We start from the raw sequence: 26,933 nt of genomic DNA on the forward strand, positions 1-26,933 counted from the left end.
CAAAATGAAGAATTCTTTTGCCACAACGGAAGTTGAGATTTTTTAATGATAACGGTAGACTTACGACGTTAGTTAAAGTCCCGGTGGCACAGCTGGATAGCGCAGCCCCCTCCTAAGGGGCAGGTCGGAGGTTCAAATCCTCTCCGGGACGCCATTAAAATCAATGGGTTACGCGCTTACAATTTTATTTTTTTGAATGATATGTTTTTCAGGGATAACCAAGGGGTTAACCAAAACTTTTGCTACATATTTTTTTAATAAAAATTACTATTCTTTGTACCAAACTAAAGAGAGGACATTATTTTCTCAGTCAGAATGTGATTTATATGGAGTCTCTGCAAACAAACATTTTACAATCAACCTCGCTATAAAATATAGTTTCTGCTATGGTTCCACCAAATAAAGTAAGATAAAGCCACTGCAACTGAGATATAATGCTTTTTTCAAATCCTAAATATACGAAATGATACAAAGCTATGTGCTGGAGCAACATAAATGTTGCAATCAGACCTGAAACTCAATGCCTCTAATATTTCCGAGCATTCAAATCATTTAGTTTTTCCTGATCAAAAAGAACACTAATACTTCGCTGTTGTTTTATTTATTAAGAGTTGTTTGTAAGTCTTGATTAAATTTTATTGCTAATAATGCTATTGTTGCTATTTTATTTATAATTTTTGCTCTCTCAATATAAAGGCGACTTTATTGGCCGCCCTGTTCATATTTATATTAGTGGCAATCAGGAATACAATAAGATTTGCCCTGATAATAGAGATAATCACCATATTGATTAGATACATTCCAGCAACAATTGCTATAGTTCATATTAGATTGAATTGCTTTCTTGTCCGATGATTGAGCCTTTAGTTTTTCCAGGCATGAATCAATATTTGGGGCAGTTTTATCGCAAAATGCTAATAATTTATTGTATAGCTCTGGCTTAATTTCACTACTAGACATATTTTTAAATCTATTTGCATCTGCGTCTGAAATTAAGTTAAAGGCATGACAATTCATGGCCATTGCTAACATTGAAACTGCTATTACTTTTTTCATTTATTCATCTACCTCTAAGTCAATTGTAAAATCTCCATCCATCTCACAAGTGATTAATCCTTTACCCACCCAAATATCTTCAAACTCTGCAGTCTCACATCATCAGTAAGTTCACCACTTACATCCTGCTCGCCGTTATTTGAATCAATTTCACCTACCCCTTTTTTTAAAAGTAGGGTCTGACAAAGTGTGTTCTTCCATAGCCTAGATTATAACTTTGGGATTTGTATGTGTAAGGTGAGCTACGGTATGCGTAGCTTATAGACACTAGAAATACAAACAAACAACAAATTGCCAACAATAAAGTATTTGCATTAATTTTAATGTTTGTGATTATGTATTAAGCACCAGAGGTGCGAATACTAAGGAATGCTTAGTATCCTGTCAATAAAAAATTAAGATTATCTTACTTTGGCGCTTAAATATTCGAGCAAACTGAGTAGACATGTTTATTTCCACATGACCCAAGAAGCTAAAAGAAGCAAGAGTTGCAGCAAAACTTTCGCAAAAAAAGTTGGGTATTGCCGCGGGAATTGATCGCTTTTCCGCCAGTCCAAGAATAAACCAATATGAAACTTGAAAACATACTCCTGACTTTCTAACCTTAAAAAAACTTGCTGAAGTATTACTTTTACCAACAGCTTTTTTTTACGCTGAAGAAGATGAATTGGCAGAAATAATTAAAGCATTTAAACATAACTGATTAGCTCTTTTAGCTCTCGTTTCCATTCAGCAAATTCATGCTGCATATCCCTGATCTCTTTAGATCTTGCACCATGCTTAAAGCTATTTTTTTGAGCGATGGCTTTCCCTTCTATGGTCCTAGGACCCGTTGAATACTTCCACGGCTTCTGCTGGCGTATTCGCTGTGCCTGTTGTAATCGTTGTTCCGATGTCCATATTCTTTGCTTCATAAGCGACCTTAGCATTCAGTTCGTTTGCAATTTTTTTATTATTTTCAATTTCATATGCTTCAGATTTTACATTATTGTTTACTTGCTGAGTAATAACATTATTTTGTTGTTTTATTATAGTCGTTGTCCGAGGGTATTTTAGCTCTGCCAATGCCATTAGCGTTTTTCTGCAGCCAGATTGAGCCTTTAGGGCAATACTCGCAAAAACCTCCGCGTGTTCCATATTTGAACTAGGTAACTTACCTAGTGCATCATAGAATAGATATTCAAGACTTTTAGCTTGTGTCATAAGCATGGCTTCAATTTCATTAGTATCATTGTTGTGAATACGATCCACACTCCTGGACAATCGCTCAAGTGCGGCTTCCCCATCAAATCCATTGCCATGTAATTTACTAAGTGCCATAGTTGCATGGCCACGGCAATGTAAGTACAACTCTGTAGTTGCTGCGTTCTTTTTTTCGTCGGCTTTTTTCTTTTCATCTTGCTCTAACATTATTTGAGCTTTGGTCTTTCTAGCCATTATCCTTCTCCTTGAGTTAGCCTGAAAATTTATAAAAACCACATGAACAAAATGGTTGTCGATAACCGCATTTGCAAACTATCGTTGATTGAGTATCCCCAGCAACAAAACTATATTCTTCTTGATTATTATCGATGGAACTCAGGGAATCAGGGGAACTTTCTTGTTCCACCTGCATTTCCAGGGTTACCTCGGGCGTTGCTTTAGGGGGAACTGGAGAGCTTGATATTAACTCCATACTGGCTAATAAGTTAAGCACGCTCATAGTTAAGCCTCCTCTTTGACTAAAATCCAGTACAATGAAAGAGTCCGTCCTTCAACTTTTACTTTTTTAGAATTTTTCCCATGATCTTTTTCGATAATCCACTGAGCATCATTCAATGTCTGTAAAATAATTTTTAAATCAAATCCTGTTGCTGCTTCTTGCAATGCTGACGAATTAAACAAGAAAACACGTCCTCCATTAGTATCTTTCCAATAACCAGCTCGGTCTCGAACTACAGGTCTTTGATCAATGTTATCTCCTTCGTATACGATCGCTTTTTGATCAATTCTGGAAAAGCGACTATCTCCATGTCTATCAATGAAATGGCGTATCCCTTGAAGTATCTGGCGCATTTCTGTTTGTCCCTGACCTCGAAAATCACGCCATTTATTGAATAATTCAATAGCAGCTTCTAATGCTTCACCATCTTGCCATCCAGTTAAACCATATTCAGTTGCTTTTTCACCAGCGAGAGCAATTAATGCAAATAAACAGGACGCGCGACTTTCTATACCATCTGAAGAACAAAAACCGCTTAATTTACAAAATCTGGCATATAGCTCTGATAGATTGTCCTTATCTTCCAAAAGTTTTTTTACAAATTCTGGACCAGCAACCCCAAAATTTAAACTTGTAGATTGCTTCATAGAATCAGCAAAAGCGCGTCCATCGGTTAATCCATGAAGAGTATCAAACGCACCATACGCTCGATCAGTCGCAGGGATATTCAGCAGTCTTGCTTCTTGACCTGCCTTAATGTTCTGCCCAGCCTCTTGCATATGAGCCGATAAAGTACGCTCTCCGCTAGATAGGACTATCGTCCGCCATCTGAATGAATCGCGTGCTCCACCATTACGCTTTGCCCGCTGTTTTCCTTGTCCATTTGCTAATGCATAAATTATGGAACCAATTTCACGGGGATCACACTCACTGATTTCATCTAAAACTAATAAACTATCATTTAATGCCGCTGCTGTAGCCTCTAAACCATTGGCAGTAGCACGCCAAGCACGCACATAACCTGGACCGCCCCACACACTTGCAGCTACTTGTAATGCCGTGGTTTTACCATTACTAGACTTGCCGATTAAATGAATACCCCCACCACCTGCAGATTGTTGTTTTGCTTTTAATAACAGCGGTGCGGCAAAGGCTGCAGACACTGATAACAATAAAATTGGGTTCCCACTACAACGTGTAGCAATGTGTTCACGCCATTTTTGAATATCGCCTTGCTGAATAAAATCATCATGTGCTGCATATTCTGATTGAAAGCGAACATTATCGTCACCAATTGTTTTATTAGGCATTACAAAAGCCATCCCATTAGAATGCCATCCTGTACGTGTTGCGGCTATTGTTCTGGATTGCGGCTTTTGAAGCATTAACCAGGTATTTAAATGCTTTTTAGCATCAAGATTTATTCTGACCCCTAGATTTAGTAATTCACCACGCATTTCGTCGCCATTTCCTTTTAGAAGATGCATAGGCATTGACCATTCACGCCATCCCCCAAAGGGTTGAATAAATCGCAATAATAGGCCAAACGACTCATTACGCTCATCCGCTGTAATTGCGTTTGCATGAATAGGTGAAGACACCCATGTATCGATTGGTTTAGGATCTTGACCATTTGTAAACCCATGCCAATACAACCCTGGTGGCTTAGATTGGCCACCAATTGAAAACCAATCGTCATAAACCATGTATCCAGGTCGTTTGATTTCAGGTTCATTGAGGTTTTCTGGCGGAACATGATTAGGTGAGATTATCTCCAACTTTAAATCTAGGAGATTTTCTACATCATCAGTATCTATGGTTCCCTCAACTAAATCTTTAGGGGAACCATTAAATAGCACGTAATCACTAATGGTTCTCTCGGTTCCCTCTGCTCCCTTTGTCTCTTCATAAATTTCTAAATCTATGTTAGGCATGCTACACCTCTGCGTCAGCTAGCCAACAATACAAGTCATTAAAATCTTTCAATGACTCTGGTGAACCTTCGGGCCATTTGGGTTTGCAAAATAATGCCCCAGATGCGATTGCTGCCTCACGTCCTTTTATTACCCCAGGGTTATCGGATCTCATCCTATCATCATCTGCGCAGATGGTAATTTCTGCACAAGGCATATTTTTACGAATATGGAGAGCAACTGGTTTTAAATTTCCTGCATTGCAAGCTGCAATCACACAATATGTAGGATAATTTTCAGCCAATGTTGCTCCTGTAGCAAAACCCTCACAAATTAGTATCTTTTGATTATGATGTGGTTGATGCTGAACAGGCATAAAATGTTCTTTAATTGCCCCGTTTAACAAAAACCTTTTTTCACCAAGTTCGTTGATATACTGCAGACTCCATACTTTTCCATCAAAATCAATCACAGGTAAAACTATTTCTTGGTAAAATTGACGAGCATAGTATGGCGATATGTGTTTCTTTTTCAGGTATAGATGATGTGGATTTGCTTTTGGATAACCTTCCCAGAGGTTCTCAGCTAGACAAGCCGCGCCCTGTTGTTCCTTGTCTTTCATAGCATTACGCATTTTACTGGCTTCTTTTATGCGTTCCATTTGATTACGGAGTTCAGCTTTTGTCATGCAGCCTTGATTTTTAGCACTCCATTTAAAATAAACTCCTTTTTTCCAACTCCCAAATACTCCACACGGCACACCATTAAGATAAAGTACATACCATCCATTTTTAGATCTAAATTTATCTCCTTCAATGTGGAAGCGATGCAGCTTCCCATCAGCAATGATCTCGTCTGGAGGAGTAATCCCGTTTGCTAAGAACTCTGCTTGGAATTGATTAATAATTTGATTAAAATCCATGATGCAAATCCTTATTGTTCCTTTTGCAATATAGCGTTAATTGGTGGCATGCTTCTTCTAGTTGACCTTGGATATAAGCCTGCCCCATCCCATACTTTTGACTAGTTCCTGAAATCCTTATCAAAAACAAGGAAAGAATTAATTCAAGTCTTTTGTCTTGCATAATCGCCCCCTTCTAGGTTTATATTCTGGAAAATCCTGTTCTATAAGTTGTTTAATATCTTCAACTCGCCAGGCAGTGATCTTTGGGCCTAGCTTTACAGGCTTTGGAAAGCGTCCCGTTTTAACTCCTTCCCACCAAGTGGATTTTCCCACTGGAATTAATGGAGAGAGACGGTGTTTAGGGCTGCCAAGAATTTGATCGATTCTTAGAAAACCAGTTTGAGGTAGTTCGTACATTAGAATTTGCTCCTGTCCAAATAAATTCAGGAGCCATGATAGAATAGGCAATTATCTGCCTCAATGCGCCCACACCCCGTCTGGGGTAGCAGCTAATTTTTCAAAACCCCAGCTGGGGTTATTTATTTTTTTCCAGTAACTTTTTAGCCTTGGAAAATTTCTCTTCAAGCGTAGATTTTGCTATACCCGATACATCAGGAAAATTTTGTATTAAAAAATTAATTAAAGCACTCTGACTTTCAAAGATGGAAATATGGTTTCCTCCTTGTGTCTCCATAAACATAGTTATCACTAATGCACCAATTATATTTAGATGAGTTCTTTCAGATTTAGGAGAAATAGCCAATTCATTTATTTCTTTTTTTAATATCTGGATGAGCTTACTTTGACGATCAATAAGGCTTATAGCTTCACTGTATTGTTCTTTTAATTTATCGCGGCTACTTTCCATTTTTGTATAAAGATCATGCCAATCAGTAAGTTGAATTCCTAAAGCCTCAACAGATTCGATAAGTTCGGAAGGAATAGTAACATCAGTGAAATTCATTCGCTGAACCCATGTTAGAAAAGCTGATGGAGTTACAGGATCGAATAACTGTTGGAACTTTACATATCCTTTTGCAGTTGTTCTAATTTCTTCAAAATTTTTCACAAAAGGAGAATAGGCTACAAATTCTTTAATATTTTCCCAATAAACTTTTCTTGGATCTTTGCCTAATATTAAAGCAACTCCCTCATCAATACTCCAAACAATTTGTTTACTCCAGTATGCAAAATCAGCATTACAATCCGGCTGATTAAAAAATCGTCTTTTTTCAGTTTCTTGTTGATAGTAATCTCTATACTCCCCAGTTCTTGCAAGAATACAGTCCAACTCATGATCAGTTAGTATGTTTAATCTTTTTATACGCTCTCCTGATGAGGGAAATTTCCAGTTGTTTCCATACATTCTCTTTAATTGATCTAAAGTACATTTTTTAGAGATATCATCTATTACTGCAATTTTTTCTTGCCTTTGGCTTGGGGGTATTTTCATTTTTAAATCCATATATCTCGATCAAGTAATTAATCTTTTGATGTATTTGTGGCATAGCTCGCCATCTTATCCCTTACCATAATATCCCAAGCTAGCCATGCTTTTTTTTGCTGCTCACTGTACGTTGCGCGTTGGTAAGTAATCACTAATTTATTAAGTGGCTGGTGATTTAGCATTTTTTCAACAATGTGAGGGGGAATTTTTAAATGTTCGGCCCATGCCGTGGCAGCAGACCTTCTAAGATCGTGCACAGTAAATGGTTCCATATTAACCAAAGAAAAATCTTCATGAGACGGTGTTTGACGATTACTTTTGGGAGTTTGTCTTAATCTAGCTATATAGCGTGTTAAGGTATCTTCTCGGATATGACTTTCTTTTGCATTACGAGACGTATCAAAAACATAAGGTGATTGTCCAGTAATTGGCTGAAGATTTCTAATAATGCTGATTGCAAGATCAGAAAGGTAAATAATATGAGCTCGGCTATTTTTTGTACGCTCTTTCGGAAGAGACCAAATACCATTTTGCAAATCTAGTTCTTTCCATGACATTTTCGCCACTTCCCCTCTCCGAGCACCAGTTAAGATTAACAATTTAATAGCACTCACTGTAATTATGGAAGTGGAATTATAAGACGTAGTTGCCTTGTCTAATGCAATCCATAGCTTACTTAGTTCATCCAGAGAAAGAGCTCTGTCACGAGGAATATTAGCAGTCACATTAAAATCTTTGGGTTTTAACAAACGAGCAGGATTTTCAGTTAGATGTCGGTGTTTCAAACCATAATCAAGCATTAAATTAAGGGTCGTAAGAGCTTTACGCGTTTCTTCTTTAATCCCACTAAGTGTCATTTTTTCCAAGACAGCTGATAAGTGATATCTATTAACGTCTTTTACTAAAAGATTACCAAGAGCCTTTTTAAGGTGAAGAGCCCAGCGATCTTCGTGGCGCTTCGCCCAAAGTTCACTCATTTGGTCTGTTGCTTTAACATAAATAATCCAAGCATCAAATAGTGTTTGCATAGTGATAGCTTGTGAATTTTCTGCTTTGGCTGCGGCACGTGCCGTTCTTGGATCAATACCCTTACTCACCAATTTACGAATAGACTTTAATTCTTCGCGTGCATCTTTCATTGAAAGATCATCTAATGAACCCAACGTTATTCGATGTAATCGTCGATCATCTCCTAAACGAAAAAAGTATACCCAACTTTTTGCACCGCTTGGTCTAACTCGTAAAAAAAGACCATCTCCATCAGAAAGATTGTACTCTTTGTTCTTGGGCTGAGCATTGTCAACTTCGTATTTTGTTAATTTGTTCTTCAAGCTAAACTCTTATTAAAGGGTTAACCATGGGGATAACCAATTTGCTGGTTTTAGGTGAATTCTATTGGATTCAAATGGACAAATCAATAATAATAACTTATTGTATTCAATTGTTTTCTGGATAATAGTGGATTCATTAAGATAAATATGCACGCGCCTCCTAAGGGGCAGGTCGGAGGTTCAAATCCTCTCCGGGACGCCAAAAGTTACGAATCCCCCTTAGAACTCAGATAGAGAGTTTTCCAATCAATAATACCAGTATGTTGCTCCATTAACACGACTTCCAACTTAACCAATAATCATATAGTTTTTGAATATCATTGGAGCATAGTATTCTTTGTGCTTGAGATAAGCGCTCAACTGACCAATCCCACCAAGCCATTTCTTCCAGTAGAGCAATCTCATCTTCACTAAAACGTTTACGAATTATCTTAGCAGGAACGCCTGTGACAATGGAGTACGGCTCAATGTCTTTAGTCACCACCGAACGAGAGCCAATAACAGAACCCGAACCAATTGTAACACCAGGCATAATCATGACCTCTGCGCCAATCCAAACATCATGCCCAATAACCGTATCACCGGCAGGCTGATAACCATCAAGAGCATCAGCAAACTCTGGCGCACCTGTATAATAAAAGGGAAAGGTACTAATCCAATCCATACGATGCCCTTGATTACCCGCCATCACAAAAGATACGCCTGTACCAATCGAACAAAAACTGCCGATAATAAGTTGGTCCACGTCATTCAGATCTGGCGATAAATATCGCGCACAATCATCAAATGAATGACCGTGGTAATAGCCAGAATAATAACTATAGCGACCTACAATAATGTTAGGATTGGTGACTTGTTGATCCAGAGGAACACCTTTAAATGGATTTTCAAAATAATTATCACTAGTCATCAAGCCCCCTCATCACTGTTCATCCTGTTTAACCCATAGCTAATCAGGCCATTATATTTATTTTTTAACTTTTTTGAAGCAAACAATCAATTTTCTTCACCGCATTAATTTCGTGCTCTATAGCCAAATGAGCCTATCTTAGGGCGTGTTGACATTTGGGGGTGCGAGTCAAAAATCGGGATGATTTAGTGCAAATTTTAAATTGAGTGAGGCGAATAGCCAGCTCTATTTAACGAATGCATGCTGAAGTTTGCGCAAATTAGCTTGGTTTTTGGCCGTGACACCAAATGTCAACACGCCCTAATATTCAATCTTCATATTTTTCATCAGACGACTCTCATTTTTTTCACGATATCTCTCTTCTGTCTATACTTACCTAATGAGAATTAATATTTGATCATTGCGTTCTTATTGCTGTCAGAATGACAAATCTCAACAACATTTTCTCGAGGCGAATATGAGAGCACCCCAAGAATATTTAAATATGAGTTATGAGGCCGTAGAGGCGTTGATAAGAAAAAATCCCAATGAATTAGATGTATTTATAGATCAAGATCGCTTTAGTCAGGAACAGAAACAGCAGTTATGCCTGATAGCAGTGCAAATTAATTGGTCAACGATTTACAAAGTCCCCGATGAGCTATTGAATGACGACATTATAATTGCATGCCTGGATAAATCGTTTGATTATGTCAATGAGGTAAGTCCAGAAAAAATGACCCCTAAAATAATGATGGCCGTTAAGGATAAAGTTGATGAATTAGAATATATTCCTCGCTATTTACGAACACCGGAAGTTTGCCTAAGCGCCGTAAAAAAAAGATGGCAAAATATTGACATGGTTCCTAACGCTCCAAGCTATAAAGCGGTTTACCTTGAGGGGGTTCAAAAGGATTGGCGTGCATTTTTTTACCTACCAGAAGCGCAACAGCATGATGAAGATATACTCGCAATTTTAAAAGATAAATGGCATGCATTGGGGTTAAAATCTTTTCCGAAGCAATTTGATAGTCAGGAATTATGGCTATTAGGGATAGGATTAGATGGGAGTCTATTCATGAAACTCCCTAGGGAGATGTGTACCCCTCAAATTTGTCTCGCCGCAGTAAAGAAAAACCCTGCTCTTATAAGGCAAGTGCCTAACCAATTTCTCCTGGAAGTCTGCATTGAGTGGGTTCGCAACGATAGTATGGCTCTTGCAAATATTCCTGGTAAGCTCAAGGAAAAAGTCATTGAGGCAGTCACACCAGAAAAAATTCTATCTGCAGATTTTAGAGCGGCTGCATTTTTTCCAGAAACGAATGCTTACCACAGTATTATCGACCAAATCTTGGACAGTTGTGAGCACGTAGTAGTAACTAAACCAGAAGCATTCGCGACAGATGGGGAAATACGAGATTCTTATCTTGTATACGCAAATTCCGAGAAACGTTTAAATAAAACGATACATGTTGATTCCAATAGTATTCGATCTTGCTTGGACAGAATGAAGAAAAATCCCTCCATTAATTTGGTTTTGTTGGCACATGATCCATATTTTGATGGCGAAAGGAAAATAGGAGGGCTTTATCAAAAAGAGATTGTTGAACTTTTAAAATCTTACCCTAACATAAATCGGATAACCCTTTTAACATGCAACTCAGCAAAATCTTCAGTACTCGAAGCTGAAAAAATAATAAACCAAAGGTTGGTTGATAGAACCTCAAAGGTATCACTACCCTCCTGTGGATTGGTATTAATGTCCTCTACGCCCGATGATGTAAAATGTAACGCCTTATTAAAAGAGATGAATTGTGATCATGCCTTTATTTGGGTCAAGGAGGCTGAGGAACATTCACTTATATATCTCAAAAATGAAAATGGCATCACAAATCGATTCCAGCTGAAATTATCAGATGATCAAGTCGGCAAACTTCATAAGACACTCTATCCAAATGGGAAAAAAATACCGTTCCCTAATCCTAAAGAGAATACTTCTGATAGATATTTAAGAAGAGATGGCAAGGGAGCCAGGTTAATGGATAAAAATGAGTTTGGAGCATTTCATAAGATTTTTTTTGCGAGTCAAAAATACAGTAAGAAAAATCCTGAATATAAAACGAATAAGCAATTCTACTGTTTTTTTAATAACATCAAGATAGATGAATCAGAGTATCCTAAACTTAAAGAGAGCTTGCTAAAAAGTATAATTGATATGGTAAAGGCCGCAAAATTAGATAGGTCTGTCTTTGTGAAAGGTTATAACTATGTATTACATGTTGACACTATAGATCGCCGATTTATTGCTGGCATTAAAGTATCTGCTTATGCAAGCGAATATAAGAACAAAAATGTACCTTTGTTTTTCGATAATTCGAAGAGCAGCATTGATAACGATGAGATGGAAAAAGAGATTGAGAAGATGGTTAGTCGCGTGGTTGATCAAACTGAAGAAAAAGAGAAATCAGATAAAGAGGATTTATCTCAAGTCAAATCAATAACCTATGAAGTCAAACCCAGATAGTAATTTAGTTTCTTTTGATTTTAGAAAAGGGACCGAATATTGATAACACCCAGCTTAGATACAGCCTTATTGCTGCAATTTGTTATTGATTTAAAGCACATTCTAACGTACTCTCTGAAATTTGTGATATAATTGCCCTCCAAATAAACATTTTGAACAATGTAAGCAATATTATCTCTCCCTTACTGATACCAAATAAACAAAGGAAAACAGCATGAGTTTTAAATCGTTAGGTTTAATTGAACCATTACTTCAAGCCCTTAACGAATTAAACTACAAGGAACCATCCCCTATTCAAACTCAAGCCATTCCCAGCGTATTATCAGGTAAAGATGTTCTTGCTTCAGCACAAACAGGAACGGGTAAAACTGCAAGTTTCGTATTGCCAATCTTACAAAAGCTCAGTTCAAAACCTAGAGCAAAAAGCAATAGAACCCGAGTTCTCATTCTCACTCCAACTCGTGAACTAGCCAGTCAAGTCCATGAAAGCATCCTTCAATATGGACGGCATCTATCACTTCGCTCAGCAGTCGTCTTTGGTGGCGTAAAAATTAATCCTCAAATGATGAAGTTACGCTCTGGCGTTGAGCTTTTAGTCGCCACCCCCGGACGGTTGCTGGACTTACATCAACAACGGGCCATACAATTTGATGAGGTGGATACTTTAGTTCTGGATGAAGCCGATAGAATGCTGGATATGGGATTTATTCACGATATGAAACGAATTATTCAACACTTACCAAGAAACCGACAAAATCTTATGTTCTCGGCAACGTTTACCGATGAAATTCGTAATCTTGTCAAAACTATTCTAAACCATCCTGTAGAAATTGATGTTACGCCACGAAATACAACGGTAGTTAAAATTAAACAGACAGTACACCCGGTTGATAAAAGCCGAAAAGCCGCTTTACTGAGCCATTTGATCCATAAAAACAAATGGGGTCAAACTTTGGTATTCTCCAAGACCAAGCATGGTGCAAATAAATTAGTAAAGCAATTGGCTGAGGCACAAATTCATGCTGCCGCCATCCATGGCAATAAATCACAATCCCAGCGCACTAAAGCTTTAGCAGAATTTAAATCTGGTGATTTACATATTTTGGTTGCTACAGATATTGCGGCTCGAGGTATTGATATTGATCAATTACCCTGTGTAGTTAATTTTGATTTGCCTCAAGTTGCTGAAGACTACGTCCACCGTATCGGTCGAACTGGTCGCGCCGGAGCCTCAGGATTAGCAGTCTCTTTAGTCAGTGCTGATGAAGTCAATCAATTACACGCTATAGAAAAACTAATTCAACGCAAATTAAACCGTATTGAAATCGAGGATTTTGAACCCAATCACACTGTTCCCCAAACCAATAGTTGTCCAAAACCCAAAAAACATGTTCTTGTAAGCAAAAAGAAAGCAACCTCAACATCCACCAAACCAGGTAAAAAAAGATTCATAAAGGGCGCGAATAAGAATAGTTCCAAAACTTAGAGCATGGGTTGTATCAGTCTTTAGCATCCTTATGCGGTTACAAAATATTATAGAACAACTCATAGAGCAGTTTGTTGGAAAAGATATTTTTTTATTTAAGGACGCAGGTTTAATTCTGAATTATTGAGACATTGTTGGATTGCTTCAATACGACTTATCTTTATTTTTCTAGAAATTTCACTTCCCAAATATTTTGCAGCGAGCGCTTTAGTATCAATTGTTTGGGCAGCTTGAAAAGCATACCGTGCTTGTTCTACATAGGTCGAGTTTTGCGTGCATCGCTCAAACACATGTAAGCAATCGCTAAAACGTTCTTTATTTTGGAACGCACCAATGTTTGTTAATAAGTCAAATAGCTCTTTAGCATCCAGCTCATGAATCTGTCGGAACCGTGCCAAATGAAGGTTTGTTAATAAGGCTAGATCACGATATTGACCCGGTACGTTGAATTGTTTGCAAAACTTGATTATCTCTTTTTGGGTCAGATTATGCATCAATACAGCAAAACGTATATGAGCAGAATCTTTATGCTCTGCTGCTCGTTGCAGGGCTTTAATGCTAGCATCTGATATATTCATAAAAGGAAATAAAATACCATCTGCACCACATTTCTTAATCACCTCAAAGAAATTTTCCGGATGCTCTCCCATAAGAGCTCGCTCTAGCTCACTCCAGATTCGGTCAGTGCTTAATTCGCTGATTTTGCCTTCGGCAACCATCTGTTCCATAAGCATCATCGTTTCTTTTGCTACTTGAAAACCTAAGCAAGCGGCAAGGCGCGCAGTCCTTAATAATCGAAGAGGATCGTCAACAAATGCGGGTGATACATGCCGTAATATTTTTTTCTCTAAATCGGATTGACCACTATAAGGATCAATCAATTCCCCCAGTTTTCCTTGCTCAAATGACATGGCCATGGCGTTTATGGTCAAGTCTCGACGCTTTAAATCTTCTATTAAAGTGATATTAGGTGAGATATCAAACTCAAAACCTCCATGCCCATGACCTATTCGCTTTTCGCAACGAGCAAGAGCATACTCATCTTTAGTCTCGGGATGTAAAAATACAGGAAAACCGCTTGTTAGTTGGCCATTAGGTACTTGCTTATAACCTAATGTCAGCATATCATTTGGAGTTGCACCTACGACAACCCAATCGTTATCTTTGGGGATCAAACCAAGTAATTTGTCACGTACTGCGCCCCCCACTAAATAAATTTTCATATAGTGTCAATGTACATATCTTGCTCAACGATATGTTCATTTTATAACCACCAGAGTAAAATATCAACAGTGAGAGGCAGTGATTTGCTATCTCATAAAATTAGGCATGCTAGATAGATAGTTATTTCCCATTAACAGGCCTGTATTAGTATCTATAGGCTACTATTTGCTCTATACCTAGCATAGGATTATGCTAGGAGAAATATAACAAAAGAGAAGCCGAGTGGAATTTAATTAGGGAGCGCGGGATGCAGGAACGAACCAATCTTCAAAGCTCGTGCAGAAGATTGCTATTTTTATTATTCTTAAGTTATACAACTGAATCAGTAGCTATTTACCCTAGTTTAGCGAATCAGCCTCCAACAGTAGGTAATTTTTCTTTGGCAACGTCACAACAGCCAGGCCCATTTTTTTCTTTTGGTCAAAATATAATTGATAAAAATCAATTGATTGTTTCATTTAATCCCAATTACTTATACAGTCAAACTCAGCAGATTCTAGATGTTACACCCTCCCTGCTTTATGGAATAACAGACTCAGCTTCTTTGTTACTCACGTTACCTGTTGCTTTAAGTTATAAAAATGACAATCAAAATCTATCTGGTATAAGCGATTTTTCGCTGGATTTAGAATATGCTTTTTATAATCACAATAGCTCAAAATATTCTGACCAAGCCACTATTATTTTCTCTCCTACGTTTCCTATCAACAATTTAAATGCATTTTCTAAAAGCCTGAATCCAGATAAGCGCGTGTCAGGATTTTCGAAAAAAAATTCTCCAAGCAGTTTCAATGCAATGACATATTTCATTGGAGCCACTTATTCTCGTACTCTAATTGATTGGTATAGCTTTATTGCTCCAGGAGCTTTATTTTTCAGTAAGCAGGATTCAATTCAAGAAGGAACTCAATATTATTATAATTTGGGAATAGGACGTAATATCAAAAGTGTAGAAAGGAAATACATACTTTCAGGATTACTTGAATTTAACGGTGAGTATAGCGATAAAACCAAATTCGCATCGAATGTTGTTCCTGATACAGGAGGAAATATTATTTATGCGACCCCTTCGCTCTGGTTTTCCACACCAAAACTAATTGTACAGGTTGGCATTTCTTTACCTATTTCCCAGTATTGGTATGGTAATCAAAGTGATATTTCTTACTACACAAGTGGCATCATTACCTGGACTATTCTTTAGAAGTTTTAGTAAAAAAATATAAGATTACACGCTATATTATTTCATTTAGATTACTATTTAAGTACAAAAATTATCACTATATCTTTTGTAATTTTTGTTTCCATTCTAAATCAAATGCGTATATGTATTGTTCTTAGAGCAGAGTCCTAATCCTGTCAGAATTTCTACTTTTCAAAATATTGTTTAATGTATCTAGAAATACACCTCTCATGAATAAAAGCGTCATCTAAACATTAACACCATGTAACCTCCCCTCGTCATCCTTAGCATGGGCATGATGGTGAAATTTACCACAATCCATTGATGCGCAATAAATATTAATAATGCCTTAATGATGGTCAGTTAAAATATCAATTACATCCGTAAAAATCCAGTTAAGAGGTAGAATTATGCAATCAAGATATGAAGGTGATATGGGGTTTGATTTTTCAATTGACTCCGACGATATCCAAGAAGTTAATAAAGAAGAGTCTGGCCCGGTTATTAGTGAGCCTCCGGTAGAAAACAACAACACCACCACAACTACCACCTCAGTGAGCCCAGAAGTCAGCGGAATACCCATAGAAGAGTATTTCGATACAGATTATAATAAATTCGATGCAGATTATGATAAAAAAGAGCAAGATTCGCAAAGTCAATATGAATCATCCAGTTCTTATGAAAGTGACAATAGTCCATCATCAAATACAAGCAGTCTTCCCGAGAAAAGCGGTGAATCTTGGTCAGGAGCTAAACTTCTATTAACTCCTATCGCGTATATTGCCAATATTATTGCATCTCCCTTCACTGGAAGGAATAATACAGCCTCTAGTACTGAGCAGCAATCTTCACCAGATGAGATTACTCCTGAACCACCAATTGAGAATAATTTTGATTCTGCAGACTATCAGGAACATCAAAAAAATGTAGGTTCAACAAATAAAATTTTAGTAGCAGTCGTTGATACGATTCATGGCGCCGCAACAACAGATATCAAAGAATGCGAAAACCACCAATTTCGATATAAAGACAGAGAAAAGCTTCATAAGAAAACAGGTGGTGCAGAGAATACTGAAATGGTGGGTGTCAATGTCTTTCTCGATAAAAATGGGAAACCATTATTGCCTGGAGCTCGCAAATCATTGAAGGAACATGCAAATGCGAAGCAACAATCTTCTAAAGAGTATAATTCGGAAATACATCCACCTAGCGAAGCAGTTTCTCATGCGAGAAAAGAATTTGATGTTGCTCATGAATTTGGAAAAGGCGATGATGTTTATGACCAGGCAGGCAAAATAATTCATACAGGAAAAGGTGTTGCTGAAATACTTGCTCTTGATTTAGAACCAATTAATGGTGGTGTCACCTCACAACCTGGTTTTGTGATTGAATCTCCTAGTACCGCCTATTTAATAAGCAAAATCAAGGAACGCTCTGATAAGGCAATTAAAAAGGATGTTAATACAACTGCTAGCACAACTACTAGTGAAAATATTGATGAAAGTTCGAGCGATCTTTCATCTGTAAAGAAAGTTTAGCATCATAATTATCTAATGAAGGTATCTTAAGCCTTCATTAGATTTCTCTAAACATAAAACTACAGCGAGAAATTGCATCTTTATTAGAGTAAATAACTTATTAGAATGCACGCCATCAACGAATTGGAATAAAGCGACTTTGTGGTAATAAATTTTTCACTGTGTTAACATAGTGACATGCTATGGATGTAAATAGTATAGGAGGAATTGACTATGGAAGACGCATTTGGCGATCCAAATTTGGTAAGTGATGCTCACAACTCTCTCTCAGTTGCTACCCCCCCTTTGCCATTAGAGTCTGATAATCAATCAGGAATTCCTGTGAGTGATTATTTAGATACAGATAATGACCTAGAGAAAGAGCTCCATGAGGCGTATGAAGGTTTGCCCAGTATTTATGAAACAAACAACGGCGATGATGAGCGCTCATCAAATATAAGCCGTAATGAAATGAATAAAGTAGAGCCTCGAACAAGTTCAAATTCATTGTTTTCACCAATAAATTTCGTTGTCAATTTTGCTGCAACTCAATTCACAGCTTTGAAAAATGCCGTTTCAAATCGTTTGGATATAAATCATTCTCTCGCAGAGGACAGTCACGAATCAAATGACTCGAGTTCATCAAAAATAATCATGGCATCTCTTGCAAGCCCCGAAACGTCCTCCTCTGAAAAAACATTTACAACCCAAGATGAAATCCTAGATGAAGTAGGTGTATCCGCTGATGAGAATGGCATTTGCTCTCCAGTAGTCAACTTATATTTTGAGAAAAAATTAGGCCTTCGAGATGACAGTTTTATGAGAGGAAGTGCTGAACATATTTACGAAGAGGCTATAAAAGAAAAACTACACCAGGTTGATCTTATACATCAGGGAAAAGACGGTTTGCATGCGGTATTTGTAGATCATAATATTCCATATAAAACCAAACAGGTTAAAGCTAGTGAAAGTGAAAGTGGGGAAAAAGTAAAAGATTTACTCAAAGATTACGATCAAGTATTAATCACTTATCCTACAGTCCGTAAAGATGGAGAAAGGGACAGACACCAAATTTATGTGGAAAAAATTGATGATACTCAATGTTCTCGTTTTGATGTCAATAAAAAGGGAGGCGTCGAAGAAATGCCGTGCAGTATGTTTTACCAGAAACTTGCCAAAAAAATTGCAAAAGCACATGACGATAATGATGATGAGGAAGTAATCATTGCAGGAATAAAAAAGTAAAGTCTCCAAAGGGGTGTTTCGCCCCTTTAGCACCAAACTAAATGCAAGCCTTACGTGCAAAAATCGATTTTTTCAATTCAGCTAATTTTTCTTGTTTCCTAGGGATTTAGGTAAAACATGATAAAGCGCTCTTAGATCAGTAAGCGGTATTTCAGCGACATCCCAAATATTCCATCCTTTTGAATATAAGTTAATTTGCATTTGCGAACCACGATACCATGCATCCCAAAACTCAAAAGGATCAATCTCTACCTGAGCAGAACCTGCAAGTTCATTAAGCTTGATACCCAAGTAAAAAGAATACATAACAGGAATAACATGACCATCAATCGAATTTTTTTCCAGCATTGTTGAGGTAAAAACAGAAACCAAGAGTTCACCATAGGGACTTGTATCATATTCGCTTAAAACATGAATTGAGTCATGGGGCATGATAAATTCGTAATTAGCTCCCTCTTCCTCGCCAGGAAATTTGTAATTATTCGTTTTAAATTGCATCCAAATATGATGTCCAAAGCTTTCTTCGGGTAAGTAACGAAGACTCTCATATCGTTCTGAAAGTTGTGGATTTTTTTTGTCACCGCGATAAGGAAAAAGCCAATTTTCAATATCTTTTTCATCCTGAATATTTGGAAAAATATCAAAACTTTCAAGATTTTTACGCATAATATCTTTAATAAGCCACTGAATATCGCCTTCTAAAGTTTTATTTAATTGGTTTAGATAATGGGGATATATATTGGCGGCTTTTGCATAATCTAATACAGTTAAAATTTTTTCACGATCAATTGTTTTATCCATCAAGGCTGTGATTACTAAAAAACGCAATACATATTCTGCCTTTATCGCATCCGGAATAACTTGGCTAAAACTAGAAAGCGGCGTGTCAATTAGATGTGTTAATTGCAGTTCATCTTTATGTCCAAATACCTGAGAATATACTGCTCTAAGGGAAGATTGTTGCAGTGGTGTTAATGTCTGTTTCCCATGAGCCGTAGCAACATCTTTCATAGCGGATAAAAGATAAATAATTTCTTTAATTTGTAATCTCACAGTTATTCCTCAGCACGATTTTAGAGGGTCTATAGGTAATAGTGTATCATATGGCTGATTAAACAATCATTCGACGCTGGCGTAGGAATAATCGCTACATTAGCCTGGGTGAAACACAGCGGAGCCCAGTTTGTGTATCGATTTACCAGATTACCCTGCGTTTTACTCGATCTCCAGATACTATTTTGAATTGTCTAAATCTATTAAATAAAAAAATTTTACATTAATTTTAAAATAATACTCGAAACAAATGGGCACAATGATGTAAAATTGAGCAAGTTTTAATATATAGGATATACTTCTTTGGAACCAATTGATATTGAAAAATGCTTACACGCATTAGAAGCGCGTGTGTCAATAGTTGAAAAAATTAATGGCATTACTTCGACCACGTCAAAACAATCTAAATCGATTAAAAGCAAAAGAAGTACAAACAAATCAACACCGAAGCCCATGTCAGGTAATTGGTTGGGGCTTGTAGCTTCTGTTTGTTTTATTCTAGCAGCTTGCTTTATTGTTAAATTATCAATTGAATCTGGATGGCTGACCCATGAAAAGCAACTTGGAGTAGCTACATTACTTGGAATGGCCCTATTTACGGGTGGGATTATTATTTCTAGTGCAGATAGAATATATGCCTGCTTTTTACCAGCAGCAGGAGCAACTGTACTTTATTTAACTTGTTTTGCTGCATATCAATATTATTTACTCATTTCATTTCAAACGGTCATCGCCATATCAACGATTATCTCCGGAGTCTCAATCTGGTTTTATTTACGATTTAAACATGATATTTATGCGATCGTTGCTGCCTTAGGCGCATACATCGCCCCTCTTGTTGCTGGAGTTGAAAATAACGCTATATTTTCTTTGTATTATTTCACAATTTGTTCGTTGAATTTTGCCACACTTGCTATTTGGGTGGAGTCGCGCACCTTAACCATGATTTCAGCTTATTTAGCAATATCAATTACCGCAGTAGTGGGACTAAAACTCCATCAAGATGTGTTAATTGCTACAGTACTGGTTATTAATTTTCTTATCTATTCAATAGGCACCCTATTTCATACGCAGTTGACTAAAAAGCATCTCACAGAGAGAGAATCCTGGAGTCTATTCCCTGTATTATTAATTTTCTATGCAATGGAATATTATTATCTCATTCGTATTGACCCTACTTTGGCTTCATGCGTTTCATTAGCTTCAGCAGCTCTTTTAGTCGGGCTTTATTGCTCCGCTAAACGTTGGTTCCCTGAGCGTCGTTTTAATAGTCGGAATGTATTGCTAACCTTTGTAACACTTGTTTGTTTTCATTCGATTTATCTTGGCCTTTTGCCCTTAAGTTTAAAGCCATGGCTTTTTGCTGTAATCGTTTTTGGGTATGCTCTTTTACATGAAAAAATTAAACTGATTCAATGGAGTATTCCCTTTTTAATTCCATTTGTGGCGCTTTCAGCTATCTTAGGGATTGAATACCTTAGTATATTAAGTCACTTAATTAGTAGCAATGAGCTATCCTGGCCTTTAGTAGCTGGAGTGTCTTTTGCGAGTATTTGGTTTTTATTAATCCAAAATTACAAGGAGTTAGCTCAAAAAGAAGAATATTGCTATGTTCTACTGGCTGCCTCACATCTCCTTGCAATTATGAGTCTTTACCAGCTGACCATCGAATACAGTACATTAGCTGTATCTGCTTCCTGGCTTGCATACGTACTTATCATATTGCGCATTTCAACGCTGAGAAATGATGTGCTTATAGCAAAATCCGTACTGATTGTATTATTTTTTGCAGCAGGTAAAGCATTACTTTATGATGCATCATCAGCGCCTACAATTATTCGTACATTATCTCTGATTCTTACCGGTGTTGTTTTATATGCTTCGGGACTGGTTATTAGAAAGAAAACAAACTGGAAGGGCAAGCTAATTTAAGAGTAATAGATTATCGCTATTAAACTAAGCGCAAAGGAATGCATAAACATATGAGGCAACATGGCTCCATTTATTCTCATAATTCAAATAGTTGCTTTCATGAGCGGCTATCTGTAATATTTAAATTCATGATTATCAATTTTTGATATTTTCTGCATTTTATTTTTTGCGTGAATTAAAAATAGAGAATAAATATATGCATATTGACTTTAGCTTGTTAAGAATCTTACATGTTTATGACTATCAAAAACCTAAAGGAGAACAATGCCCTCTCGAATTGTTTCGCAATACAATAAATCCAATTGAATTCTCAACGTGTATGCGACATCTCTATCTGTTCACTGCTGAGCAAGTAGGAATGCATGATGAGTTTTATAGCCAAACACTGCTGAATTTGAGAAAACCTCGATTACATCAGAAGTTATCTCATGCAGATGCCCTGGAAGGAACTGACGCCTATTATTTTCTTTTATTTTGGTCCATTGGCGGTTTAAATAAAAAGAAACCATTTAATGATGAACGTATTTTAGGTGATCTAAGAAAAATTTGCAGAAGCTATGAAGTTTCAACATCACAATATAAAAGAGAAAGTTGGCAACAAAATCAAGCCGTTGTTCAAGCATTACTAACCGACGCAAAATATTTATTAAAATTAACCAAAATTGAAATGCCTTTAGAAGAAAAGACAGAACTTCTAAAAACAGTCTGTGAGCGCTGTACCTGGGTCAGGGAGAATGGTTTTTTTGAGATCACCCCATCCATTAACTATGCCTCTTTTCTTGATAAAAAAGAAATGTGCGGTCATCTTTATGAGGTGCTCGAAATAGCACGTAAAAAGCTCGATACTGAGTTGGATAAAATTTCTTTAGATAAAACGTCTCTCCATTTTTTATTTTCAAATTCTGCCGACCGCTTACAAATGAAGATAAAACAGATTGAGCAACTAAAAGCGCTTTTAATAAATCAAGAGCCATCTTTGGTTCGCCATGATGAATTGAAGATAGATATATAAGTTAGTTAAAAAAGTGAAGAGGCCATCTCGATATATGATCTCTTCAACTGTCCAAATTACAAACTGTTTATTGGGCAATTAGACTTTGTTTCGATAATTTTTTTTCGGACAATTTAAGTCGATTTAAAGTAATTAAACTCAACAAGGCAATCAAGCACAGCAAAAACATAAAAGAGTAAGAATCTGTTATACCGACAATACTCGCGATAAAACTGAATAAAGCAGAGCAATTAAATTGACAGAATAGAGTTAAAGCCAAAGCCAATGCCATTTGTTTCGGAAAAGGACGCACGACTGCAGAAGTCGCACTCGCAACAATAAAACCCGTACCAAAATAATAGATCATCATCGGTATAACAAAGGTAAGATAAATGATGTCTGAAAATATACTAAATACCCACATTAAAACAGCTGAAGATGAGAACAAATAAACTCCAAATGCCGTAAGTTGTCTACTGGTATAATATTTTACCAAAAAACCGCAACACGCTGTTCCTAATAAATGCATTATTGCCATAGCTGTTTTCGCAAGACCATATTGGGTAGATGTCCATTGAGATCCTTTAATTAAAATAAACGATGCCGACGTATTAAAAGCAGATTCTCCAGCCATCATTAACCCCGAAATAAATAAATATCCCACAAAAATAGGATGCCGGAAAACGGTAGTTATTGTTTCTTGAAAATTCAAACTAATTGAATAATTAGATTTGGTTTCCCGCATCCCGATACTCAAAGGAACGAGAAGAAAAGCGTACAACGCAATGATTATGGATGCTGTTTGCCAACTCCAATGGCTATTAATTAAACCTCCCAAAGTAGGTAAAAAACATATAAAAAAACCTCCCAAAGTGAAAAGCCAGGCAAAGTATTGAGTCGCATGCTGTTCATCATAGGTATCGTTAATCATTGCTCTTCCCATAAGCAAAGTCGCTCCAACAGCCAATCCTTGAATAAATCGGCAAAACAATAAAGCACCAATAGAAGGACTCCACGCTGCAAGAAAATTAGAGAGTGTATACAATAATAAACCGCCAATAAATATAGGCTTTCTACCATAACACTCGGAAAGAATTCCCCATAAAATCATACTCAATGCCTTACCCAATAGAAAAAGACTAATCGTTAATTGAGCGATTTGGGGTTTTACTAAGAAAAACGCAGCTAACTCAGGTAAAGCTGGGGTCAGAAAATGTATATCCAGATTTCCAAAAAACCAGGTAAATAATATAACTAGTAGTACTTTATTGGTCATAATGTTTTATCAGAATAATTATTGGAAATATGAGGCAGTGGATTGATCAAAAATCCGGGTAGCCACGGCACAAACAAAGCAAATAAACTATAAAGGCCTGCAATAATCACAAAAAGTGTTGAATAGGACAGCCAATTAATTAGTACACCTCCTAGTAACAAACCAATGAGATTCCCTAGTTTGGCAAAAGAATTAGCTAGACCAAGTGCATATCCCGGTAAAGGATAACGATCACTTAAAAGCGCAAATAATGCGGGTAGTAAAGCAGCTAACACGACTCCCCATAACATTCGGATACATGCAAAAAAAATGAGGTTGCTCATGCTTGCTTGACATAGCATAAGAATAAAACCTAACACACTGTAACGAATTAAATAACTTCGGACTAAAAACGGATCAGACCTGCATCGATCAAACTGACGCCCACACCATTCGGAACTCAACAACATGCCAGCTGCAGGAAGTGAATATATTAGACCAATAAGAATGAAATTTTGAGAAAACAAATCATTAATAAATAAAGATAATCCTGGGTCAGGTAAAAATTTAATGATTTGGGTTAAGGTGATTAAAAAACATAACGCGTAAACAGGTTGTGAGTCAAAGATCAGCTTATCGGATTTTTGATCTAGAGCTTTACCTGCTTTTTTGGGGGAGGTTGGCAAGTAATATTGCATAACAAGTGTAATCGTGAGACAAATTACCGTTGCTATTACATATAATCCCTTGTAACTGGTAGTGGTTAAGATTAGCCCTCCGGTAAAACCAGCTAAAGTTGTAGCAATCGCCTTGGCTGATTGTAAGCGTGACAACTGTCGGCTTTTATTATGCCATTCACAAACACTTAACGAATAAGTTTGCATTGATACAATAAACCCGGCAAAAGCGCCCTGAAAAATACGAATAATTAAAATCCAATTTAGAGAGTTCACAAAAATCATAGTTAATTGAGTGAATACTAAAGCCCAAGCGGCACGCATCAGCATGGGCTTAGATCCATAGCGATCTGCAGCAAGCCCCCAGATTGGGGTCATAATGATATTGGCAAACATAGGAAATACAAAACTGAGCATGCTATAAAATATAGCATCCTGTGTGGATATATCGCTTTGGGATGCTATCAACAAGGATAAAAAAGGGTTCGTCATTTCTAAAGCCAAAATCATAAAAAATTGACTTATTAAAAGAAGCGACTGTATTGATTTAGCCATAATTTCTGCTCAAAGGATTACGAATTATAGAAAAAAGATCCTGGTTTTGATTTTCATGAAGCCGCATGGCAATCAAACTTTTTTGTTGCCAAGGTTCAACAAGCAATTGGCGTCGATACCACTGATGTATTCGGGGCTCAATTTCAGTCCGTAACTCCTCTAACAGATGATCTAAAATTTGTCGTACCTTGCGCCAGAGCATCGACTTAGAAATCTTATAATCCATACTTAAGCAATCAATCCCATAGGCTAAATTACTCAGTAAATTACCGTGTATGAATTTATTAATCAGTTCACTTAAACCAGCGCAGGTTATTGTTGAATCAGGATGTAGTGATGGTTTGGCAACCTTATCATAAAAGGCATGAGTACAAATTTTTATGCCGCCCAAATCACGCAGCACAAGGCCTGAAGGACGATTGGCCTGAAAAATAACCAAAGTATTTTGTTGGTGTGCTTCTAAAGCAATCCCATAAGATAATAAGAAATGCAGCTGACCTGCCAAAACACAACGGCAGTACTCCATAAAATAAGCTACGGGACAACTTTCGCTAAGCTCAATGAGTTCGCTTAATAATGATCTTTGACTCAGAGGTGAACGTTTAAAGAGTGACGCAAGCGGAACAAGTTTTTGATTTACCCGGATCCATTGTAACGGATTTTCCCGCACAATAAGGCCAAAATGCTTCATTTCGTCATTGGGGACAGATGAGTTTAATACGTTGATACCAGCTAAATCACGAGCTAAAAATAATTGTCCCTTATAATATTGAGTTCGGGTAAGTAGCTCATTTATCCACTGGGAAAGCTCAGAGGAATTACTTACCGAAGCTGGAGAAACCGTACGTAAGGATGAGGTAGTATGGACACCAACCGCCAATTTAAGATGAGGCCCATGCTTTTCAAGAGGCATCATGGTTCGAAAGGACATCGATGGTTTGGTTCGTTGATGTACTGGATTGACTATAAACTGATGTTCTTTGAATAAAGATTTTGCTAATGTTTGTAATTTATTAGTCCATTGCCAAGGATGAATAGGAAATGGGTAATAATCTTCAGGCCTCAATTTCTTTAATTGTAAGGCATCACTCCACAAACTGTATTCCTTGGGAAAATGATTACTAAATAGCCAATTGAATGCGGACTTGGAAGTAGAAATAAATGCGAGTGAATGGTGAATTGCAGCCCAACCGATCGTTACTTCAGAATTAAATTCAGGGGAATATTGCACAACTTCGTTCCGGTTAAAACCGATTTTGGCACGAAAATTGGGGTGCGATGGATGCCCCATACAGCCCCATTGCTCTAAGAAATTAAGTATTTGCTGTTGGCCGCAATGTTCGATTAACCAAGACCATAAACTCGCATATCCTTTTGCCTGCTGCCTAATCTTTTTATGCCACTGATATTGATAAGCAAGGGCTAAGGCTTGATTTACAATACTTTCATTTAATTCTTCATGTAATGAATGCCAATATTTAAAGTGAGTTTTTTGCTTTTGAGAATAAACCTTCAGCAGATCAAGATAAGCAGTAATGGATTGACTCGATACTTTTTTATCTATTAATCCTTCTGAAATTGCAGACCTTCGTAAACGATTAAAACACTGCTGATAAGATGCAACGATACAATGCCCCATTTGTTTGGATGAAATAGGAAAATCATTATTCGTTAATAATGAACGTAATTGATAATTTAGTTCATTTACATGAGAATTCGATAAAATCATATGTACCCACCCTCTTTATTGTCTTTCGGTTGCAGTTCTTATTCTTGAAAACAACATTCTAATTGCTGATATCCACATCGATCAGAACAACAAAATGAGAATAATTATCATTTGCAATATAAACGATAATAATTCTCATTTGCAATAGTTAAACGTATTTTTTCCAGATTTAATAAAGAAGGCTTGGTAACAGGGTCGAAATTTAAAATAAGCTGTATGGCAAATGTACTAACTTTTGCAGATGTCCTGACGTCTCTTTTTTTGAACTGTATCTATAATCTTTGAAATAATGAAATAAGATACTATTTAGCATATACCAAAAC

21 protein-coding genes and 1 tRNA gene are annotated in these 26,933 nt (G+C 37.0%); 8 read left to right on the plus strand and 14 right to left on the minus strand.

Features of this window, described 5'->3' with window-relative positions; all coding sequences use genetic code 11:
• Positions 1-77: 77 nt before the first annotated feature.
• A tRNA-Arg gene (locus tag BW930_RS03160) sits at positions 78-154 on the plus strand.
• A 575-nt stretch (positions 155-729) separates the two neighbouring features.
• Here BW930_RS03160 and BW930_RS03165 read toward each other — a convergent pair.
• The 9 genes from BW930_RS03165 to catB form a co-directional block, all read right to left on the minus strand.
• The gene (locus BW930_RS03165) at positions 730-1,056 is read right to left on the minus strand and encodes a hypothetical protein (protein WP_058469088.1); all 327 of its coding nucleotides are present in this window, start codon (positions 1,054-1,056) and stop codon (positions 730-732) included.
• Between the two features lie 822 nt (positions 1,057-1,878).
• On the minus strand, positions 1,879-2,493 hold the full coding sequence (locus BW930_RS03180) for a hypothetical protein (RefSeq protein WP_058469089.1): 615 nt from the start codon (positions 2,491-2,493) through the stop codon (positions 1,879-1,881).
• 16 nt (positions 2,494-2,509) lie between these two features.
• The gene (locus BW930_RS03185) at positions 2,510-2,758 is read right to left on the minus strand and encodes a hypothetical protein (protein ID WP_058469090.1); all 249 of its coding nucleotides are present in this window, start codon (positions 2,756-2,758) and stop codon (positions 2,510-2,512) included.
• A gap of 2 nt (positions 2,759-2,760) precedes the next feature.
• Positions 2,761-4,692: a DUF927 domain-containing protein gene (locus BW930_RS03190; RefSeq protein WP_058469091.1), complete on the minus strand. Its 1,932-nt coding sequence runs from the start codon at positions 4,690-4,692 to the stop codon at positions 2,761-2,763.
• A gap of 1 nt (position 4,693) precedes the next feature.
• Positions 4,694-5,593 carry a toprim domain-containing protein gene (locus BW930_RS03195; RefSeq protein WP_058469092.1) on the minus strand — a complete coding sequence of 300 codons (900 nt, stop codon included), beginning with the start codon at positions 5,591-5,593 and terminating at the stop codon, positions 4,694-4,696.
• 138 nt (positions 5,594-5,731) lie between these two features.
• Entirely contained in the window at positions 5,732-5,992 is a 261-nt protein-coding gene (locus tag BW930_RS03200; protein WP_058469093.1) for a helix-turn-helix transcriptional regulator, read from the minus strand.
• Positions 5,993-6,110: 118 nt separating this feature from the next.
• Entirely contained in the window at positions 6,111-7,028 is a 918-nt protein-coding gene (locus tag BW930_RS03205) for a hypothetical protein (RefSeq protein ID WP_058469094.1), read from the minus strand.
• Positions 7,029-7,057: 29 nt separating this feature from the next.
• A complete protein-coding gene (locus BW930_RS03210; RefSeq protein WP_058469095.1) occupies positions 7,058-8,353 on the minus strand; it encodes a tyrosine-type recombinase/integrase in 1,296 nt (431 codons plus the stop codon).
• Between the two features lie 271 nt (positions 8,354-8,624).
• The gene (catB, locus tag BW930_RS03215; protein WP_058469096.1) at positions 8,625-9,263 is read right to left on the minus strand and encodes a type B chloramphenicol O-acetyltransferase; all 639 of its coding nucleotides are present in this window, start codon (positions 9,261-9,263) and stop codon (positions 8,625-8,627) included.
• 457 nt (positions 9,264-9,720) lie between these two features.
• Here catB and BW930_RS03220 point away from each other — a divergent pair, with 457 nt between their 5' ends.
• Both BW930_RS03220 and BW930_RS03225 read left to right on the plus strand, forming a co-directional pair.
• The gene (locus BW930_RS03220; protein ID WP_058469097.1) at positions 9,721-11,766 is read left to right on the plus strand and encodes a hypothetical protein; all 2,046 of its coding nucleotides are present in this window, start codon (positions 9,721-9,723) and stop codon (positions 11,764-11,766) included.
• 214 nt (positions 11,767-11,980) lie between these two features.
• Complete coding sequence (locus tag BW930_RS03225) at positions 11,981-13,252, plus strand: DEAD/DEAH box helicase (protein ID WP_058469098.1); 1,272 nt, start codon at positions 11,981-11,983, stop codon at positions 13,250-13,252.
• Between the two features lie 95 nt (positions 13,253-13,347).
• Here BW930_RS03225 and BW930_RS03230 read toward each other — a convergent pair whose 3' ends face one another.
• Positions 13,348-14,475: a tRNA nucleotidyltransferase/poly(A) polymerase-related protein gene (locus BW930_RS03230; RefSeq protein WP_058469099.1), complete on the minus strand. Its 1,128-nt coding sequence runs from the start codon at positions 14,473-14,475 to the stop codon at positions 13,348-13,350.
• A gap of 248 nt (positions 14,476-14,723) precedes the next feature.
• Here BW930_RS03230 and BW930_RS03235 point away from each other — a divergent pair, with 248 nt between their 5' ends.
• From BW930_RS03235 to BW930_RS03245, 3 genes are all read left to right on the plus strand, one after another.
• The gene (locus tag BW930_RS03235; protein ID WP_058469100.1) at positions 14,724-15,677 is read left to right on the plus strand and encodes a hypothetical protein; all 954 of its coding nucleotides are present in this window, start codon (positions 14,724-14,726) and stop codon (positions 15,675-15,677) included.
• Between the two features lie 389 nt (positions 15,678-16,066).
• Positions 16,067-17,194 (plus strand): hypothetical protein, encoded by a 1,128-nt coding sequence (locus BW930_RS03240; RefSeq protein WP_058469101.1) that lies wholly within the window; start codon positions 16,067-16,069, stop codon positions 17,192-17,194.
• Between the two features lie 213 nt (positions 17,195-17,407).
• Entirely contained in the window at positions 17,408-18,418 is a 1,011-nt protein-coding gene (locus BW930_RS03245; RefSeq protein WP_058469102.1) for a hypothetical protein, read from the plus strand.
• 81 nt (positions 18,419-18,499) lie between these two features.
• On the opposite strand, the gene BW930_RS03250 is transcribed toward BW930_RS03245, so the two are convergent.
• Entirely contained in the window at positions 18,500-19,471 is a 972-nt protein-coding gene (locus BW930_RS03250; protein WP_058469103.1) for a hypothetical protein, read from the minus strand.
• A gap of 303 nt (positions 19,472-19,774) precedes the next feature.
• Here BW930_RS03250 and BW930_RS03255 point away from each other — a divergent pair, with 303 nt between their 5' ends.
• Both BW930_RS03255 and BW930_RS03260 read left to right on the plus strand, forming a co-directional pair.
• The gene (locus tag BW930_RS03255) at positions 19,775-21,403 is read left to right on the plus strand and encodes a DUF2339 domain-containing protein (RefSeq protein WP_058469104.1); all 1,629 of its coding nucleotides are present in this window, start codon (positions 19,775-19,777) and stop codon (positions 21,401-21,403) included.
• 196 nt (positions 21,404-21,599) lie between these two features.
• The gene (locus BW930_RS03260) at positions 21,600-22,415 is read left to right on the plus strand and encodes a hypothetical protein (RefSeq protein WP_064276554.1); all 816 of its coding nucleotides are present in this window, start codon (positions 21,600-21,602) and stop codon (positions 22,413-22,415) included.
• Between the two features lie 67 nt (positions 22,416-22,482).
• On the opposite strand, the gene BW930_RS03265 is transcribed toward BW930_RS03260, so the two are convergent.
• The 3 genes from BW930_RS03265 to BW930_RS03275 are packed head-to-tail and all read right to left on the minus strand — an operon-like array spanning position 22,483 to position 26,610.
• Entirely contained in the window at positions 22,483-23,670 is a 1,188-nt protein-coding gene (locus BW930_RS03265; RefSeq protein WP_058469106.1) for an MFS transporter, read from the minus strand.
• On the minus strand, positions 23,667-24,881 hold the full coding sequence (locus BW930_RS03270; RefSeq protein ID WP_064276552.1) for an MFS transporter: 1,215 nt from the start codon (positions 24,879-24,881) through the stop codon (positions 23,667-23,669). Before BW930_RS03270 ends, BW930_RS03265 begins: the two co-directional genes overlap by 4 nt.
• Positions 24,874-26,610, minus strand: a complete 1,737-nt coding sequence (locus tag BW930_RS03275) for an IucA/IucC family protein (RefSeq protein ID WP_058469107.1) — start codon at positions 26,608-26,610, stop codon at positions 24,874-24,876. The genes BW930_RS03270 and BW930_RS03275 overlap by 8 nt, the downstream gene beginning before the upstream one ends.
• Positions 26,611-26,933 lie beyond the last annotated feature (323 nt).

This window comes from Fluoribacter gormanii (assembly GCF_900156395.1).
Taxonomy (GTDB): domain Bacteria; phylum Pseudomonadota; class Gammaproteobacteria; order Legionellales; family Legionellaceae; genus Legionella; species Legionella gormanii.

Excerpts from the sequence above, each read along its gene's own strand:
- BW930_RS03265 (WP_058469106.1), bottom strand. The coding sequence starts at position 23,670 with ATGACCAATAAAGTACTACTAGTTATATTATTTACCTGGTTTTTTGGA.
- BW930_RS03205 (WP_058469094.1), bottom strand. The coding sequence starts at position 7,028 with ATGAAAATACCCCCAAGCCAAAGGCAAGAAAAAATTGCAGTAATAGAT.
- BW930_RS03225 (WP_058469098.1), top strand. The coding sequence starts at position 11,981 with ATGAGTTTTAAATCGTTAGGTTTAATTGAACCATTACTTCAAGCCCTT.
- BW930_RS03235 (WP_058469100.1), top strand. The coding sequence starts at position 14,724 with ATGCAGGAACGAACCAATCTTCAAAGCTCGTGCAGAAGATTGCTATTT.
- BW930_RS03190 (WP_058469091.1), bottom strand. The coding sequence starts at position 4,692 with ATGCCTAACATAGATTTAGAAATTTATGAAGAGACAAAGGGAGCAGAG.
- catB (WP_058469096.1), bottom strand. The coding sequence starts at position 9,263 with ATGACTAGTGATAATTATTTTGAAAATCCATTTAAAGGTGTTCCTCTG.
- BW930_RS03195 (WP_058469092.1), bottom strand. The coding sequence starts at position 5,593 with ATGGATTTTAATCAAATTATTAATCAATTCCAAGCAGAGTTCTTAGCA.
- BW930_RS03165 (WP_058469088.1), bottom strand. The coding sequence starts at position 1,056 with ATGAAAAAAGTAATAGCAGTTTCAATGTTAGCAATGGCCATGAATTGT.
- BW930_RS03230 (WP_058469099.1), bottom strand. The coding sequence starts at position 14,475 with ATGAAAATTTATTTAGTGGGGGGCGCAGTACGTGACAAATTACTTGGT.
- BW930_RS03200 (WP_058469093.1), bottom strand. The coding sequence starts at position 5,992 with ATGTACGAACTACCTCAAACTGGTTTTCTAAGAATCGATCAAATTCTT.
- BW930_RS03270 (WP_064276552.1), bottom strand. The coding sequence starts at position 24,881 with ATGGCTAAATCAATACAGTCGCTTCTTTTAATAAGTCAATTTTTTATG.
- BW930_RS03240 (WP_058469101.1), top strand. The coding sequence starts at position 16,067 with ATGCAATCAAGATATGAAGGTGATATGGGGTTTGATTTTTCAATTGAC.
- BW930_RS03275 (WP_058469107.1), bottom strand. The coding sequence starts at position 26,610 with ATGATTTTATCGAATTCTCATGTAAATGAACTAAATTATCAATTACGT.
- BW930_RS03260 (WP_064276554.1), top strand. The coding sequence starts at position 21,600 with ATGCATATTGACTTTAGCTTGTTAAGAATCTTACATGTTTATGACTAT.
- BW930_RS03245 (WP_058469102.1), top strand. The coding sequence starts at position 17,408 with ATGGAAGACGCATTTGGCGATCCAAATTTGGTAAGTGATGCTCACAAC.
- BW930_RS03185 (WP_058469090.1), bottom strand. The coding sequence starts at position 2,758 with ATGAGCGTGCTTAACTTATTAGCCAGTATGGAGTTAATATCAAGCTCT.
- BW930_RS03220 (WP_058469097.1), top strand. The coding sequence starts at position 9,721 with ATGAGAGCACCCCAAGAATATTTAAATATGAGTTATGAGGCCGTAGAG.
- BW930_RS03180 (WP_058469089.1), bottom strand. The coding sequence starts at position 2,493 with ATGGCTAGAAAGACCAAAGCTCAAATAATGTTAGAGCAAGATGAAAAG.